The following is a 15,910-nucleotide window of genomic DNA, read 5'->3' as shown; positions in this document are numbered from 1 at the left end:
AACAAATTGTTTGGTCGATCCGGCGCGTTTCGGCCAGCGAGACCATGTTGGATCGACCGAACAATCGTTGGCAGCGGCTGTCAGGCGCCGTGGAGGTCGAGGTTGAGCGCGTTGACTTCCGAGCCCAGGAAAGAGGTCGACGGTGATGGCTCAGCCCTGGTGGTAGAGGTGCCAGGCTGTGTGCCGCGGGATCTCTCACCAGGACTCGTGGCTGCACGGCAAACGTGCTCAGCACAGCAGCCCAATACCGCAGGCCAGGATGAACGACGCGCGGACATTATTCGTCCGGAATCGGCAGAACGCGGACGAATGCGCGAAGAGGGGCTCAGCAGATTCAACTGCTGAGCCCCTCTGAGATCTCGACTGCGACCGGTCAGTGACCGAGCTGCTTGTTGTCCGAACCTTCGACAGCATCGTGATGGTCGTGATGCGAAGCCTCGAGCTCGTGCTTCGTCACCGGCGCCACACGATCTTCGAAGAAGAACCGTGACAGTCGTGCGCGCAGCTTCTCCGACTTCGTCACCTTGCCCTCGGCATTCGGCTCGGCCGGCTTGTATTCCGGCGATTCGAATGCGGTGAGCTTCCACAGCTTGTGCGGGGGCAGTGCCTCGTGACGCTCGAGGAACTCACCGTGGGGGAGACGGATGATCTGCGCAGTCTCGCGGCCGTGCAGAGCGATCTCACGATCCTTGCGCTGCAGAGCGATGCACATCCGCTTCGTGATGATGTAGCCGATGATCGGTCCGAGGAAGAACACCGTGCGGAAGATGTAGATCATATCGTTGAGCGACATCTGGAAGAACACAGCGATGATGTCACCCGAAGCGGCGGCCCACATGTTGCAGTAGAAGATGATTCCTGCGACACCGATGGCCGTGCGAGTCGGGTTGTTGCGCGGACGATCGAGGATGTGGTGCTCACGGTTGTCTTTGAGCAGCCATGCCTCGAAGAACGGGTAGACGAACATCACGAGGAAGACGCCGCCCATGACGATCACGGCGCTGTTGATGTTCAGCGAGATCGGCCATCCGAAGATGTAGAACTCGAACCAGCCCGGCACGATGCGCAGGAATCCGTCGGCCCAACCGATGTACCAGTCAGGCTGGGTACCTGCAGACACCGGCGACGGGTCGTAGGGTCCGTAGTTCCAGATCGGGTTGATCGTGAACAGTGCCGAGATCAGTGAGAGCAGACCGAAGATGAGGAAGAAGAATCCGCCGCCTTTGGCCGCGAATGTCGGGAGGACAGGCTCACCGACGACGTTCTTCTCGGTGTTGCCCGCACCCGGGTACTGAGTGTGCTTGTGCACGACCACGAACACCAGGTGGATGCCGATGAGCGCGATGAGCAGAGCGGGCACGATCATGATGTGGAGCGTGTAGAGACGCGCCACGATGTCGATGCCGGGGAACTCGCCTCCGAAGAGGAAGAACGAGATGTAGGTGCCGACCAGAGGCAGCGACTTGAGGATTCCGTCGATGATGCGCAGGCCGTTGCCCGAGAGCAGATCGTCGGGAAGCGAGTAGCCGGTGAAGCCGGCGGCCATGCCCATGATGACCAGCAGGACACCGACGACCCAGTTGAGCTCGCGCGGACGGCGGAATGCCCCGGTGAAGAACACGCGCAGCATATGGATGCTCAGAGCGGCGACGAAGAGGAGGGCTCCCCAGTGGTGCATCTGACGGATGAACAGGCCGCCGCGGATCTCCATCGAGATCCGCAGAGTCGAGTCGTAGGCCTCGGAGATCTCCACACCGCGCAGAGGCAACCAGGGACCCTCGTAGTGCAGCTCACCCATGGCGGGCTGGAAGAAGAACGTGAGGAACGTTCCGGAGAGGACGACGATGATGAAGCTGTAGAGAGCGACCTCACCGAGCATGAAGGACCAATGTGACGGGAAGATCTTGCGACCGAACTCACGGACCAGGACCGAAGCCCCAACGCGAGTCTCGGCGAAGTTTGCTGCCTTCCCGATGGTGGTGGTTGGCGTTGTAGTACTCATGGGTGGTTGATCTCCCAGAACGTAGGTCCGACAGGCTCAGGGAAGTCCGACTGGGCAACCAGGTAGCCTTCGCTGTCCACGGTGATGGGCAGCTGAGGAAGCGGTCGTTTGGCCGGGCCGAAGATGACCTTGCAGTGTTCGGTCACGTCGAAGGTCGACTGGTGGCACGGGCACAGCAGATGGTGGGTCTGGTGCTCGTACAGTGCCACCGGGCAGCCGACGTGCGTGCAGATCTTCGAGTAGGCGACGATTCCGTCGTGGGACCAGTCCTTGCGGTCCGGATCTTCCTTGAGCTCCTTCGGATCGATGCGCATGAGCAGAACAGCGGCCTTGGCCTTCTCGTTCAGCGGGTGCTCGCTTGCCTCCTCGTCGCCGATGCCGGAAGGCAGAACGTGGTAGGCGGATCCGATGGTGACCTCATCGGCCTTGATCGGACGTTCCGAGTCGACCGCGGGGATTCCGCCGACGTCGCGGATCAGGCGGGTGCCCTTCGACCACAACGTGTTGAACATCTTGTCGCCGGGCAGCGGTCCGAGGTCTCGGAAGACGAGGACCGCAGGCAGCGGTGCGATGGCCAAGGCGGCGATGAGCGTGTTGCGCAGGAGCGGGCGTCGGGCGATGCCTGACTCTTCCTTGGCCTGGTGGAGGATCTCGAGCGCGATCGCCTGATCCTCTTCGCTGCCGCCGATGTCATGGCGTTCGTCGACTCCCTCGTGATCGCTCATGAGGTTCTTCGCCCACAGCACCGCACCGAAGCCGATGGAGAACATCGCCACGGCGGCACCGAGGCCGACGAACATGGTGTGCAGACGGATGCTTCGCATCGACTCGCCGGGGGAGAAGAGGAAGTAGGCGACGATGAACCAGATGGTTCCGACCATCGACAGGACGAACCATCCCGCGACCTGTCGTTCGGCGACCTTCTGGGCCCGCGGATCCGCATCGGACAAGCGCGGCTTGTGCTCGGGCAGACCCGGGTTGGTGAACCCGTTCAACTCCTCGAGCTGGCTGCCGCCGCCGGAGTGCTCTTTCGAGGTCATTGAATTCCCCGTCTATTCTCGTGATGGATGGTGAACGACACAGCCGGACTCACTTGGCCCTGGATGACAGCCACACTGTCATACCGATGACGGCTGCCAGTCCGAAGAACCAGATGAACAGACCCTCTGCCACCGGTCCCAGCGATCCGAGCTTGAATCCGCCGGGGGAGGGGTTGTCCGAGACTTCCTTGACGTAGGCGATGACATCGCGCTTGTCGTCAGGGGTCAGGTTCGCGTCGTTGAAGATCGGCATGTTCTGCGGGCCGGTCTGCATCGCTTCGTAGAGGTGCTTCTCCGAGACCTCGGAGAGGTTCGGTGCATACTTGCCGCGTGTCAGGGCACCGCCGGCGCCGACCACGTTGTGGCACATCGCGCAGTTGGTGCGGAACAGGCCGCCGCCTGCAGCGGGGTCGCCCTTCGATGCGTCGAGGTATTCGTCCTCGGGCACTGCGGGGCCGGGACCGAGCGAAGCGACGTAGGCGGCCAGCTGCGAGGTCTGCTCATCGTCGAACTGCGGTTCCTTGACACGTGCCTGCGGGCCGTTGGCCTGCAGCGGCATACGTCCGGTCCCGACCTGGAAGTCGACTGCCGCGGCGCCTACGCCGATGAGGCCCGGTCCGGCCTTCGAGCCTTCTGCGTTCATACCATGGCAGGTGGCGCAGTTGGCTTGGAAGAGCTTCTTGCCCTCTTTGATGTCCGAGGCGCTGGCTGTGTCTGCCTTGGCGCTCGAAGTCTGCGTGAAGAGTGCATAGGCTCCGCCGGTCAGCAGCAGTCCCACGAGAAGAAGCGCCACCAGCGCCATGGGATGTCTGCGGCGATCTGCTAGAAGCTTCACTTGATCGTCCTTTGCTTGAAGTGTTGTGAGTCGTGGGGGCCGAGCATCTCAGACCGGCTATTGCAGCAGGTAGATGACGCCGAAAAGGCCGATCCAGACGACATCGACGAAGTGCCAGTAGTAGGACACGCAGATCGCGAATGTGGCTTCGTGGTGGCCGAACTTCTTCGCCCCGTAGGAACGCCCGATGACGAGCAGGAAGCAGATGAGGCCGATGGTCACGTGGATGCCGTGGAACCCTGTCGTCAGGTAGAAGACGGAGCCGTACCCGTCGGAGTTGATGGCGATTCCCTCGCTGACGAGGGTCGCGTACTCCATGACCTGACCGGAGACGAAGACCGCTCCGAGGAGGAAGGTGAGGTAGAACCACTCGACCATTCCCCACTTGGAGATGTTGAACAGGGATCCGGTCCGCCGAGGACGGAACCGCTCGGCGGCGAACACACCGAGCTGGCAGGTGAACGAAGACGACACCAGGATGATCGTGTTGCCGAGGGCGTACGGGATGTCGAGGATCTCGGTCCTCGTCTCCCACAGCTCCGGCACAACGGATCGGATGGTGAAGTACATGGCGAAGAGCGCGGCAAAGAACATCAGGTCGCTCGCGAGGAACACGATGAAGCCCACCGTGGTCACATTCGGGCGATTGACAACCGGATGTGCTGGCGCTGTTTGAGATGCAGTGGCAGTTGACACAACCCCATTATTACCCGTCTGGGGGTGAGTTTTCATCTTTTACCCAGGTTTCGGGAAAGAAATTTCTACACGATGTAGCGAAAACCGCGATCTGGTGCTGGAATCTCGTTTCGCAAGTCACTTCTGCCCGCGTGTCGAACACAGGATAGGATGCCGCAGGTAAGGGCCGCCCCGTACTGCGGGGCGGCGGCGACACCTAGCGAGAGTTCATCCGGATGACCGATTCCACGCCCCTGACCACACCGGCAGCACCGGCCTCTGCGGCCCTCAGCCCGGAACAGGCAGCCGCGCAGAACTGGCCGGACCTGCTCATGGCGCTGATGCACCAGCAGGACCTCACCGGGGACCAGGCGGCCTGGGCGATGGATCAGATCATGTCGGGCAAGACACCTGATGTGACAATGGCCGCATTCCTCGCCGCCCATCACACCAAGGGCGAGACCGTCGACGAGATCGCCGGGCTCGTGTCGGCGATGATGGATCACGCCGTGCCCCTGCCGGGGCTTGAGGACTCCGTCGACATCGTGGGCACCGGAGGTGACCGAGCGAAGACGGCGAACATCTCGTCGACCGCGGCCATGATCATCTCGGCCACCGGTCAGCGGGTGGTCAAGCACGGCAATCGGGCGACCTCTTCTGCCTCCGGGTCTGCCGACGTGCTCGAAGCCCTCGGCGTGCGCTTCGACATCACGCCCGAGCAGACCGGACAGATCGCCCAGGAGGTCGGGCTGGCCTTCTGCTTCGCCAACGTCTTCCATCCCTCGATGCAGTTCGTCGCCGCGGTCCGCCGACAGATCAGCGTGCCCACGGCATTCAACATCCTCGGTCCGCTGACGAATCCGGCACGAGCTCGTCACACCGCGATCGGAGTCGCGGACGCGCAGATGGCGCCGCTGGTCGTGGGCACGCTGGCCAAGCGCGGTCATCAGGCGGTCGTATTCCGGTCTCGTGACGGTCTCGACGAGCTGAGCAACACTGCGGTCAACGACGTCTGGGAGGTCCGGCACGGCGAGATCGAGCACACGAGCTTCGATGCCCTCGACCTCGGCATCGACCGGGCGACGAAGGACGACCTGCGCGGCGGCGGGCCCGAGCAGAACGCCGACATCACGCGTGCTGTGCTCTCAGGAGAACGGTCACCGGTCCGCGACATCGTGGCCGTCAATGCGGCCGCGGCTCTCGTCGCCGCCGACGAATCCGCCATCGGAACCTTCACCGAGCGACTCGCGACCAAGCTGCAGACGGCGATCGGGACGATCGACGACGGGAGCGGTGCAGCGAAGCTCGATCAGCTCATCGAGGTCTCACATCGCGTCGCCGAGGCCAATCGCACCTGAGGCCCGCGCATGGGCGTTGGCGCCTGCGCGGGGGAGTGACCAGCCGGCGTCGTCGGCCGGCGCAGCATCGATGAGCTCCGCGGTCTCGAGCCAGCCGGCCAGCAGTCGCGTCTCTTCCGGCAGCGAGTCGGTGCTCCGCGGCAGCGGTCCGGGTGCCGGCACCCATTCCGCGGTCGATCGCAACGCAGCGAAGGCCTCCGCCATGCCGGATCGCGCAGTGACGTGGCCGGCTCCGGCGAGTCGTCCGTGACGGATGACCGCGAGGTCCCAGCCGGACTCGAACCCGGGCGCGGCGGCGAGCATCTCCGGCACGGCACGCAGACCGGCGACGTCCTCGGCGCGGGCGGCGGTCGTGACCGCGGACCGAAGCGCGTCGCGGACCTCCGCCGCCGTCTCGAAGCGCGCTTCGCCTGCCAGGCGCTGCATCCGTTCGGCGCCGAGGCGCTGCAGTGAGGACAGATCGTCGCCGAGGAGGTCGAAGAGTTCTGCGATGCTCTCCCGGTAGGCATCGGGGTCGGTGATACCCGCGCAGGGTCCTCCGCACTGGCCGACCTGGGCGCTCACACAGGGCCGGTGCTCGCCGAGGCTGCGTTTCGTCACCTTCGTTGTGCACCTCTTCACGGGGTAGAGGGTGTCGAGGAGCTCCTTGACCGCTTGGGCGCGTTTACGCGAGCGGAAAGGACCCAGCGGCGGGGCGGGAGAGCGCTCGAGTGCCGAGTCCGAACGTGCCACCGACAGCCGCGGAAAGAGATCGTCGCTGAGCACGATCCACGAGTTCCGCTCGGGATTCTTCGAGCGTCGGTTGTAGGGCGGGGCGAGTTCGCCGATGAGCCGGATCTCCCTGACCTCGGCTTCGAGAGCGTGTGCGCAGGGCAGACAGCTGATCTCCTGCGCAGCGGTGATCATCTCCGCCATCCGGCCGCGGTTCTCCGAGGCATTGAAGTATCCGCGCACGCGGCGGGCCATATTTCCCGACTTGCCGATGTAGAGGACTCGCCTGGTGCCGTCGAGGAACATGTAGACGCCGGGTGATGTCGGCACTCCCTTGGCGAGGTGCGACTTCGCCTGTCTCTTCGCCCACCCGGACTGGCGTACGGTCGACAGCTCCTCGAGGGTGGTCACCCCGTAGCCGCCGAAGCGCTCGAACAGGTGGTGGAGCAGCTCCCCGGTCGCCCGCGCATCGGAGAGCGCACGGTGATCGGGAGCGACCTGGGTGCCGAAGTGAGCGGCAAGCGTCGAGAGTTTGTGGTTGCGGACCTCATCGCGGCCGACGACTCGCCGGGCGAGTGTCACGGTGTCGAGGACGGTGGGCGCGGGCCAGTGGTAGTCGAGCCTTTCGCACGCCGAACGCAGGAAGCCGATGTCGAACGGCGCGTTGTGGGCGACGAGGACCGCACCGATCGAGAACTCGAGGAAGCTCGGCAGGACCGCGGCGATCGAGGGGGCGTCGTCGACCATCGCATGGGTGATGCCGGTGAGCCGGGCGACGAAGGGGCTGATGACCGACTTCTCGGGTTTGACCAGTGACTGGAATTCTCCGATCACCTCACCGCCGCGCGTCTTGACCGCACCGATCTCGGTGATCTCCGACTGGCCCGCCCTGGTGCCAGTGGTCTCGAGGTCGACGATGACGAACGTGACATCGGACAGCGGTGTGCCGAGGCTGTCGAAGGACAGCTGTGTATTCTGCAGAGCGCTGGGGGCGCGGTCGAATGGAACGGTCATGGTCTCCAGTGTCTCAGCCGCCGATGACACGGGCGCAGCGATGCTGTGCTCACACTGAGGAGCCGTCGCCGTCATCGGGCGACCGGTGATGCGGGAGGTGGAAGAACAGGCCGATGCCGCCGCCCACGCCCACGGCGAGTCCGATGAGAAGATACCAGCCGGGCAGCGGACGGAAGAAGATGACCCCGATGAGGAGCAGGGCGACAGCGCCGAGGGCGGCCGCCCAGGACAGTACGAGCGTCGGGGAGGCGGTGCGCCAGCCGATGGGTTCGGCCGGTCCCGGCTGCCAATGATCGTCGTCGAGAGCGGCACGGACCTCCTCGGCGGGGATATCACCCATCGGGGCCGAGGGCTCGGCGATCTGTCGGACGAGGTCCTCCCACTCATCGTCGCCGATGCGCGAACGATCGCGGCCGATCCGCTCCGAATCGGGAACCTCGTCCCTCCAGTCTTCCCGTCCGTCGTCCTCCCGGCCGTCCTCCGGCGTCGTGGGGTCGTGCTCGTCATCCATATCCGTCACAGCAATCTGCGAGCGAGGGCTATTCCCCGCCCGCGCTCCTCCCGGCTCCGTCGACGGTGTCGGTGCAAGCTCGGTCGAGCACCACCTCGGCGATGGTGTCGGCGTCGAAATCGAGGGTGGCGACGTGTCGGGAACGGCGCAGGGTGACGATGCGCGGCGGGTGCGGCAGCCGCGAGCGCAGGACGCGCAGCGACCGCGGGCCGACGACGTTGTCCTCACCGGAGATCATGGCGGTGACCGGGCGGTCGATCTTCCACAGGTCCTCGCGCAGGACATTCAGCGCCCGGTGGAAGGTCGCCAGCGGTGCCAGGGGAGTGCGGGGGTAAGCACGCTCATCGCGATCGGGGTGGGCGATGTCGCCGCCGATCGACGGGATGGTGCGCACGACTCGGCGGAGGGCGGGCAGCAGAGGTGCGAAGGGGGAGTCGATGTAGAGCGCGGGATTGACCACGACGATCTCGTCGGGCGCGCCTTCCGCGGCCGCGAGTGCCAGGGCGAGGGATCCTCCCATGGAGAGTCCGGCGACGGTGACGCGATCATGAGCGGCCTGCAGTCGACCGAGTTCGCCGCGGGCCGCGGCGAGCCAGTCGGCCCACCCGGTGGAGTCCATATCCCGCCAGGTGGTGCCGTGGCCGGGCAGGACGGGCACACTGACGTCGATGCCTTCAGCCGCGACCGCGCGTGCGATCGGCACCCAGGGCACGGGTGAGCCGGTCAGCCCGTGCAGGAAGAGGACCGCGCTCGAGGATCCGACGACCTTGCTGTAGGCGGCCATCGGATCGGCCCGAGGTGTGAAATCGATCTCCATGCATCCAGCATGGCACGAATGACATAGTCTGGGCATCGCCGTTCACGGTTCGTGTGGATATATGATTGCCGAGGACGACAAGGAGTCGTACATGGAAGGGTGCGCGTGTTCTACTGGTTTCTCAAGCGAGTCCTCGCCGGACCCATCCTGCGGATCCTCTTCCGTCCCTGGGTGCGCGGCCTGGACAATCTGCCGGCGGACGGCCCGGCGATCATCGCGGGAAACCACAACCACTTCATGGACTCGATCTTCGTCCCTCTTCTCGCTCCGCGGCCAGTGGTCTACCTTGCAAAGAAGGACTACTTCACCGGTCGCGGGATCAAAGGGGCGGTGACCCGCTGGTTCTTCAAGCTCAACAACCAGCTTCCGATGGACCGCGGCGGAGGATCGGGTTCGCAAGCCTCTCTCGAATCCGGGCTCAGGGTCCTCGGCGAGGGCAATTCGCTGGGCATCTACCCCGAAGGCACCCGATCACCCGACGGCAAGCTCTATCGCGGCCGGACCGGCATCGCACGGCTCGTCCTCGAATCCGGCGCGCCCGTGATTCCGGTGGCCATCATCGGCACCGACAAGCTCCAGCCCGCCGGCAGGCTCGTGCCCAAGCTGCGTCGTGTCGGCGTGGTCTTCGGCTCCCCGATGGACTTCTCGAAATACTCCGGGCTGCCGACCGACCGGTTCCTGCTGCGCTCGGTGACTGACGAGATCATGTACGAGATCATGCGACTCTCCGGCCAGGAATACGTCGACACCTACGCCTCGACCGTGAAGACGAAGCTGCTGACCAGCGCGAAGCCCAAGAAGTCCGAAAAGCCCGAGGATCCGTCCGCCGGTGCCGGCCACGGCGCCGAGGACGACAAGCCGGACACGCCGCCGAAGAAGCCCTGAAGCCCTCACCACCGGCTCCATCCGACGGCCGCGGTTCGTGTTCGAATACTGCGATAACGGCGACACGCAGAAATCGTTACCTTGCGGTGTTTGTCCTGACCGGGCAGGCAGAATAACTTGGAGTTGTTGAATCCCACTGTAGGTTCGCTGGGAAGAGGGCTAGAATGACTATGTTCTCGGTCCTTCCAAGCGACCTTCGCTTCCCCCAGGGACTTTAAGGAGGAGTCGGTGTGAACCGCTCAAGTCACGAAAGCGTCGACATGACGCCGATGCCGTCAGCAGCCCAAGGGCTGCTGTTCGATGATGATCTGCCCGTTCTCGACGAAGAGGCCGGCTACCGCGGTCCCACCGTCTGCAAGGTCGTCGGCATCAGCTATCGTCGTCTCGACTACTGGGCCCGCACCGATCTGGTCACCCCGTCGATCCGGAACGCAACCGGATCCGGCAGCCAGCGACTCTACAGCTTCCGCGACATCCTCGTCCTCAAGATCGTCAAGCGACTCCTCGACACCGGCGTCGGGCTCCAGTCGATCCGCACCGCGGTCGATCATCTGCGGTCCCGCGGTGTCGAGGACCTGTCTCAGATCACTCTGATGTCCGATGGCGCCAGCGTCTTCGAGTGCACCTCGCCCGATGAGGTCGTCGACCTCCTGCAGGGCGGCCAAGGTGTGTTCGGCATCGCCGTCGGCCGCGTCTGGAACGAGGTCGAAGGAACGCTCTCCGAACTTCCCAGCGAACGGATCCCCGAAGACGACGCCGTCATCGAGGCTATGGACGAGCTGGCCGCTCGTCGCGCACGCAAGAGCGGCTGAGGAGTCTCACCGAGTTCCCACCACCATCGCCGAGGCGGTCCATCCGACAGGGTGGACCGCCTCCGCGATTCCCGGTGGGGTTGGTGCTCCCGCACGAGATCTTGTGCGCGGTGAGGCGGTGCCTGGTCCGTGGCCTCGTCCGAGTAAGTGTCTAGCAGAAGTGCCCACGCAGTGCATAAATGCACTGCGTGGGCACTTCGGACATACAGTTGTGGTGGCTCCGGGTTTCCCCCGGGCCGCTCCGGCCCGCGCCGGCAGGGTTCGCAGCGGGGCGCGACTCCTCGTCCGGTTGCTGCTGCTCCGCTACTGCTTGTCGGCCTTCTGCTTCTCCGGCTTCGCCGCAGCGCTGCCGCGTCGGCTGCGGATGCTCTCCGAACGCAGCGCACGCTCGAGCAGGGCGTCGAAGGAACCGGCGACCTCCTCGGCGGGTTTGCCCGGCCATGAGTGGATGGGGCGGGCGGACCCCTGGGCCTGCTGCATCACTGCCCGCTCGGCCAGCGGCGGATTGAGCACGAGAGGCCCGAACATCTCTCGCATCTCCTGGATGCGGTAGTCGTGCTCGGTCGACCCTGCACGAACCCTGTTGACCACGAGGCCCAGCGGCTGCAGGTCACTCGCCCCGCGCTGGCGCAGCTCATCGGTCGCGCGCAGGGCACGGTCGGCAGCGGCCACGGAGAACAAGCTCGGTTCGGTGACGACGGCGACCCGGTTGCTCGCCGTCCACGCCGTGCGGGTGAGTCCGTTGAGGCTGGGAGGACAGTCGATGAGGACGAGACGATATCCCTTGGCAATCCGACTGAGCGCGTCCTCGAGCCGACGCAGATAGCGCTCCGACAGCGACGGGCGATCGAACTCGGCGGCGCGAGGCGAACCGGAGATCACATCGAGATGCCCGAGCTTATCGCCGACCCACCCCGAGGGGATGATCGCCTCGGACAGGATCTTCTGGGACTTCGGAGCAGCGAGAACATCGGCGATATCGACCCGCGTCGAGGTCGGCACATCGAGGCCGGTCGACGAATCCGCTTGGGGGTCCATGTCGACGACTAGGGTCGGAATTCCCCTGCTGTATGCCGCCGAGGCGAGACCGAGCGTCACGGATGTCTTACCGACTCCGCCTTTGAGGCTGCTGATACTGAGGACAAGCACCCTCCTACGGTAACGTATCGGGCCGTGCCCGGCCGCGCCGACCACGCCGAGACACACGTCTCAGTCGAAAGTGGACCCCCGGTCGACAGAGTGTTCCAGGTCACTGAGTAGAGTATGTTCCCGACAGCCTGTCGACCAGTCGCACCAGTGCGGCCGATACAGAAGTGAGAGACACCTATGTTCTCTAAAGTCCTCGTGGCCAACCGCGGAGAGATCGCCGTCCGTGCGTTCCGCGCCGCCTATGAGCTCGGAGCCTCGACCGTCGCCGTCTTCCCCTATGAAGATCGCAACTCCGAACATCGCATGAAGGCCGATGAGGCCTACATGATCGGCGAAGAGGGCCACCCCGTCAGGGCCTACCTCAGCGTCGAGGAGATGCTGCGAGTCGCCAAGGAGAGTGGCGCCGACGCCATCTATCCCGGTTACGGCTTCCTGTCGGAGAATCCCGATCTGGCGCGGGCCTGCGCCGAGGCGGGCATCACCTTCATCGGCCCGAAAGCGGACGTCCTCGAACTCGCCGGCAACAAGGTGCAGGCACTGGCTGCCGCCCGCAACGCCGGCATCCCCGTCCTCGACTCCACCCGACCCTCGGCCGACATCGCGCAGCTCCTCGCAGACGCCGAGTCGATGGAGTACCCGCTCTTCGTCAAGGCCGTCGCCGGCGGCGGCGGACGCGGCATGCGCCGAGTCGCTCAGGCCTCGGATCTCGAAGACGCCCTCAAGGCCGCCATGCGTGAGGCCGAAGGCGCCTTCGGCGACCCGACGGTCTTCATCGAGCAGGCCGTGCAGCGCCCCCGCCACATCGAGGTGCAGGTGCTCGCCGACAACGACTCGAACGCCATCCACCTCTTCGAACGCGACTGCTCCGTGCAGCGACGCCACCAGAAGGTCGTCGAGATCGCTCCGGCCCCGAACCTCGATCCCACCATCGCCGAGGCGCTCCACGCCGACGCCCTCAAATTCGCGAAGGCGCTGGGCTACCAGAACGCCGGCACCGTCGAGTTCCTCCTCGAGACCGACGGTCCGCGTGCGGGCAAGCATGTGTTCATCGAGATGAATCCGCGCATCCAGGTCGAGCACACCGTGACCGAGGAGATCACCGACGTCGACCTCGTCGCCTCGCAGATGCGCATCGCCTCCGGTGAGACCCTCGACGGGATCGGCCTGCGCCAGGAGGACATGCGGATCAAGGGAGCCGCCCTGCAGTGCCGCATCACCACCGAGGATCCGGCGAACTCGTTCCGCCCCGACACCGGCACGATCACCGCGTACCGTTCGGCCGGCGGCGCCGGTGTCCGTCTCGACGGTGGCACCGTCCACGCCGGTGCGGCCGTGAGTCCGCACTTCGACTCGATGCTCGTCAAGCTCTCATGCCGCGGCCGGGACTTCCCGCAGGCCGTCGGCCGGGCCAAGCGCGCCCTCGCCGAATTCCGCATCCGCGGCGTGTCCTCGAACATCGGGTTCCTCCAGGCTGTGCTCGACGATCCCTCGTTCGTCGCCGGCGATCTCTCGACGTCCTTCATCGAGGAGCGTCCGCAGCTGCTCGACGCTCGCGTCAGCGCCGACCGCGGTTCGAAGCTGCTCGACTACCTCGCCGATGTCACCGTCAACCGTCCCCACGGCGAACCGGGTGTGCGCATCCGTCCGGGCGACAAGCTCCCCGACATCGATCTGTCGGTCGACCCGAGTCCCGGCAGCAGGGATCGCCTCGCAGAGCTCGGACCCGAAGTCTTCGCTCGCGCCCTGCGCGAGCAGACCGCCCTGGCCGTGACCGACACGACCTTCCGAGACGCCCATCAGTCTCTCCTGGCCACCCGTGTGCGCACCCGCGATCTGCTGGCCGTCGCCGGCCACGTGTCCCGGATGACCCCGGAGCTGCTGAGCATCGAGGCCTGGGGCGGTGCGACCTACGACGTGGCGCTGCGCTTCCTCGGTGAGGATCCCTGGGAGCGTCTCGAGGCGCTGCGGACCGCGGTCCCCAACATCAACCTGCAGATGCTCCTGCGCGGGCGCAACACCGTCGGCTACACCCCGTACCCGACAGAGGTCACCGACGCCTTCGTCGACGAGGCGGCTCGCACCGGCATCGACATCTTCCGCATCTTCGACGCTCTCAACGATGTCGAGCAGATGCGCCCGGCCATCGAGGCTGTCCGTGCCACGAACTCCTCACTGGCCGAGGTGGCCCTGTGCTACACCTCGGACATCCTCGATCCGAAGGAAGAACTCTACACGCTCGACTACTACCTGCGTCTTGCCGAACAGATCGTCGACGCCGGTGCACACGTTCTGGCAATCAAGGACATGGCCGGTCTGCTGCGTCCCGCTGCCACCGCGAAGCTCGTGACCGCACTGCGGGAGAACTTCGACCTGCCTGTCCACGTCCATACCCATGACACGGCCGGCGGTCAGCTCGCCAGCCTCTACGCCGCGGCTGCAGCCGGCGCCGATGCCGTGGACGCCGCGTCGGCGTCGATGGCGGGCACCACCAGCCAGCCGAGCCTGTCGGCCCTCGTCGCGGCCTTCGAGAACACCGACCGCGACACGGGCATCAGCCTCGACGCCGTCAGCGACCTCGAGCCGTACTGGGAGTCGGTGCGCAAGGTCTACGCCCCGTTCGAATCCGGCCTCGCCGGACCCACCGGCCGCGTCTACCGTCACGAGATCCCCGGCGGACAGCTGTCGAACCTGCGCCAGCAGGCCGTCGCCCTGGGACTGGGGGAGCGATTCGAAGACATCGAGCACATGTACGCGGCAGCCGATTCGATCCTCGGCCACCTCGTCAAGGTGACTCCGTCGTCGAAGGTCGTCGGCGACCTCGCCCTGCACCTCGTCGGTGCCGGCGTCTCGCCGGAGGACTTCGCGGAGAACCCGGACAAGTTCGACATCCCGGACTCGGTGATCGGGTTCCTCAACGGCGACCTCGGTGATCCTCCGGGCGGTTGGCCCGAGCCGTTCCGCACGAAGGCCCTGGCCGGTCGAGCGCACAAGCCCCTCGTCGAGAAGCTCGAGCCCGCCGATGCCGAGGCGCTCAGGGAGTCCGGTCGGGAGCGCAAGGACAAGCTCAACGAGCTCCTGTTCCCCGGGCCGACGAAGGAATTCGAGCAGATGCGTTCGAGCTACGGCGACCTCTCCGTCGTCGAGACCTCCGAATACCTCTACGGGCTTACCCCCGGCGAGGAGCACGCGGTCGAGCTGGCGAAGGGCAAGAACCTGCTCATCGGCGTCCAGGCGATCGGCGGCACCGACGAACGCGGAATGCGTTCGGTGATGTTCACCCTCAACGGCCAGCTGCGTCCTCTCAACGTTCGCGACCGTTCGGTCGAGAGCGAGGTCAAGACCGCGGAGAAGGCCGATCCGAACATCCGCGGCCACGTCGGCAGCCCCTTCGCCGGCGTCGTGACGATGCAGGTGCACGAGGGCGACACGGTCGCCGTCGGTGACACCATCGCAACGATCGAGGCGATGAAGATGGAAGCGACGATCACGACCCAGACCGGGGGCACCGTCTCCCGTGTCGCGATCGCCGATGTCCAGCAGCTCGAGGGCGGCGACCTCGTCGTAGTCATCGATGGCTGAACGCGACATCCGCCTCTGGGGCGACCCTGTTCTGCGCAGCGCCTGCGAACCGGTGACCGTCTTCGACGAACACATCGCAGCACTGGCCGAGGACCTCGTCGACTCGGCTCGGCCGGAGGGTCGAGCCGCCGTCGCGGCCCCGCAGATCGGGGTCGGCCTGCGGGCCTTCGGCTACGACCTCGACGGGCGCACCGGCTGCGTATTCAACCCCGAGATCGTCGAACTCGGGGGAGAGCTGCGCGACATCGAAGAGGGCTGCCTGTCCGTGCCCGGACTGTTCTTCCCGACCCCGCGCTACGAGTTCGCTCGGGTGCGGGGTGTGGATGCGCAGAATGAGCCGGTCGAGATCGAAGGCACCGAGGTGTTCGCCCAGATGCTGCAGCACGAGGTGGGACACCTCGACGGACAGGTCTACATCCAGACCCTGCCGAAGGACCGCCGCCGGGAAGCCATGAAGCAGATCCGGTCGAGCGACTGGTTCCTCGCCCGCATGAGCTGAACCTTCCACCACCCGACATCGAA

General features: G+C 65.5%; 13 protein-coding genes. 5 read left to right on the top strand and 8 right to left on the bottom strand.

All coding sequences use genetic code 11. The features are described 5' to 3' along the window. Positions 1-373 precede the first annotated feature (373 nt). Genes qcrB through ctaE form a run of 4 tightly spaced genes read right to left on the bottom strand, consistent with a single transcriptional unit; the run spans position 374 to position 4,609 of the window. On the bottom strand, positions 374-2,002 hold the full coding sequence (gene qcrB / locus HK401_RS06215) for a cytochrome bc1 complex cytochrome b subunit (protein ID WP_181273774.1): 1,629 nt from the start codon (positions 2,000-2,002) through the stop codon (positions 374-376). After that, positions 1,999-3,042, bottom strand: coding sequence for a cytochrome bc1 complex Rieske iron-sulfur subunit (gene qcrA, locus HK401_RS06210; RefSeq protein WP_181273773.1), 1,044 nt, complete (start codon positions 3,040-3,042; stop codon positions 1,999-2,001). Before qcrA ends, qcrB begins: the two co-directional genes overlap by 4 nt. Before the next feature lie 49 nt (positions 3,043-3,091). After that, positions 3,092-3,877 carry a cytochrome bc1 complex diheme cytochrome c subunit gene (qcrC, locus tag HK401_RS06205; RefSeq protein ID WP_181273772.1) on the bottom strand — a complete coding sequence of 262 codons (786 nt, stop codon included), beginning with the start codon at positions 3,875-3,877 and terminating at the stop codon, positions 3,092-3,094. Between the two features lie 57 nt (positions 3,878-3,934). Then, complete coding sequence (ctaE, locus tag HK401_RS06200) at positions 3,935-4,609, bottom strand: aa3-type cytochrome oxidase subunit III (RefSeq protein ID WP_219921724.1); 675 nt, start codon at positions 4,607-4,609, stop codon at positions 3,935-3,937. Between the two features lie 179 nt (positions 4,610-4,788). On the opposite strand from ctaE, the gene trpD reads away from it, so the two are divergent. Then, on the top strand, positions 4,789-5,910 hold the full coding sequence (gene trpD, locus HK401_RS06195; protein WP_181273770.1) for an anthranilate phosphoribosyltransferase: 1,122 nt from the start codon (positions 4,789-4,791) through the stop codon (positions 5,908-5,910). Here the strand turns inward: trpD and HK401_RS06190 are convergent. From HK401_RS06190 to HK401_RS06180, 3 genes are read right to left on the bottom strand one after another with little or no spacing between them, the layout of a single operon-like run. Continuing rightward, the gene (locus HK401_RS06190; protein WP_181273769.1) at positions 5,878-7,635 is read right to left on the bottom strand and encodes a DEDD exonuclease domain-containing protein; all 1,758 of its coding nucleotides are present in this window, start codon (positions 7,633-7,635) and stop codon (positions 5,878-5,880) included. The two genes, trpD and HK401_RS06190, sit on opposite strands and share 33 nt — an antisense overlap. Positions 7,636-7,684: 49 nt before the next feature. Continuing rightward, positions 7,685-8,146: a hypothetical protein gene (locus tag HK401_RS06185; RefSeq protein WP_181273768.1), complete on the bottom strand. Its 462-nt coding sequence runs from the start codon at positions 8,144-8,146 to the stop codon at positions 7,685-7,687. Positions 8,147-8,174: 28 nt separating this feature from the next. Further along, entirely contained in the window at positions 8,175-8,963 is a 789-nt protein-coding gene (locus tag HK401_RS06180; RefSeq protein WP_181273767.1) for an alpha/beta hydrolase, read from the bottom strand. A 105-nt stretch (positions 8,964-9,068) separates the two neighbouring features. Here HK401_RS06180 and HK401_RS06175 point away from each other — a divergent pair, with 105 nt between their 5' ends. Both HK401_RS06175 and HK401_RS06170 read left to right on the top strand, forming a co-directional pair. Continuing rightward, positions 9,069-9,848, top strand: coding sequence for a lysophospholipid acyltransferase family protein (locus HK401_RS06175; RefSeq protein WP_181273766.1), 780 nt, complete (start codon positions 9,069-9,071; stop codon positions 9,846-9,848). A 230-nt stretch (positions 9,849-10,078) separates the two neighbouring features. Further along, positions 10,079-10,660 carry a MerR family transcriptional regulator gene (locus HK401_RS06170; protein ID WP_166971694.1) on the top strand — a complete coding sequence of 194 codons (582 nt, stop codon included), beginning with the start codon at positions 10,079-10,081 and terminating at the stop codon, positions 10,658-10,660. 303 nt (positions 10,661-10,963) lie between these two features. On the opposite strand, the gene HK401_RS06165 is transcribed toward HK401_RS06170, so the two are convergent. Next, on the bottom strand, positions 10,964-11,809 hold the full coding sequence (locus HK401_RS06165) for a ParA family protein (protein WP_181273765.1): 846 nt from the start codon (positions 11,807-11,809) through the stop codon (positions 10,964-10,966). Between the two features lie 177 nt (positions 11,810-11,986). Here HK401_RS06165 and HK401_RS06160 point away from each other — a divergent pair, with 177 nt between their 5' ends. Both HK401_RS06160 and HK401_RS06155 read left to right on the top strand, forming a co-directional pair. Further along, positions 11,987-15,388, top strand: a complete 3,402-nt coding sequence (locus tag HK401_RS06160; protein ID WP_181273764.1) for a pyruvate carboxylase — start codon at positions 11,987-11,989, stop codon at positions 15,386-15,388. Next, positions 15,381-15,887, top strand: coding sequence for a peptide deformylase (locus tag HK401_RS06155; protein ID WP_181273763.1), 507 nt, complete (start codon positions 15,381-15,383; stop codon positions 15,885-15,887). Before HK401_RS06160 ends, HK401_RS06155 begins: the two co-directional genes overlap by 8 nt. Positions 15,888-15,910 lie beyond the last annotated feature (23 nt).

The organism is Brevibacterium oceani (assembly GCF_013623835.1).
Taxonomy (GTDB): domain Bacteria; phylum Actinomycetota; class Actinomycetes; order Actinomycetales; family Brevibacteriaceae; genus Brevibacterium; species Brevibacterium oceani.
The sequence above is the reverse complement of the archived record's forward strand: the minus strand, read 5'-3'. Positions and strand labels throughout refer to the sequence as shown.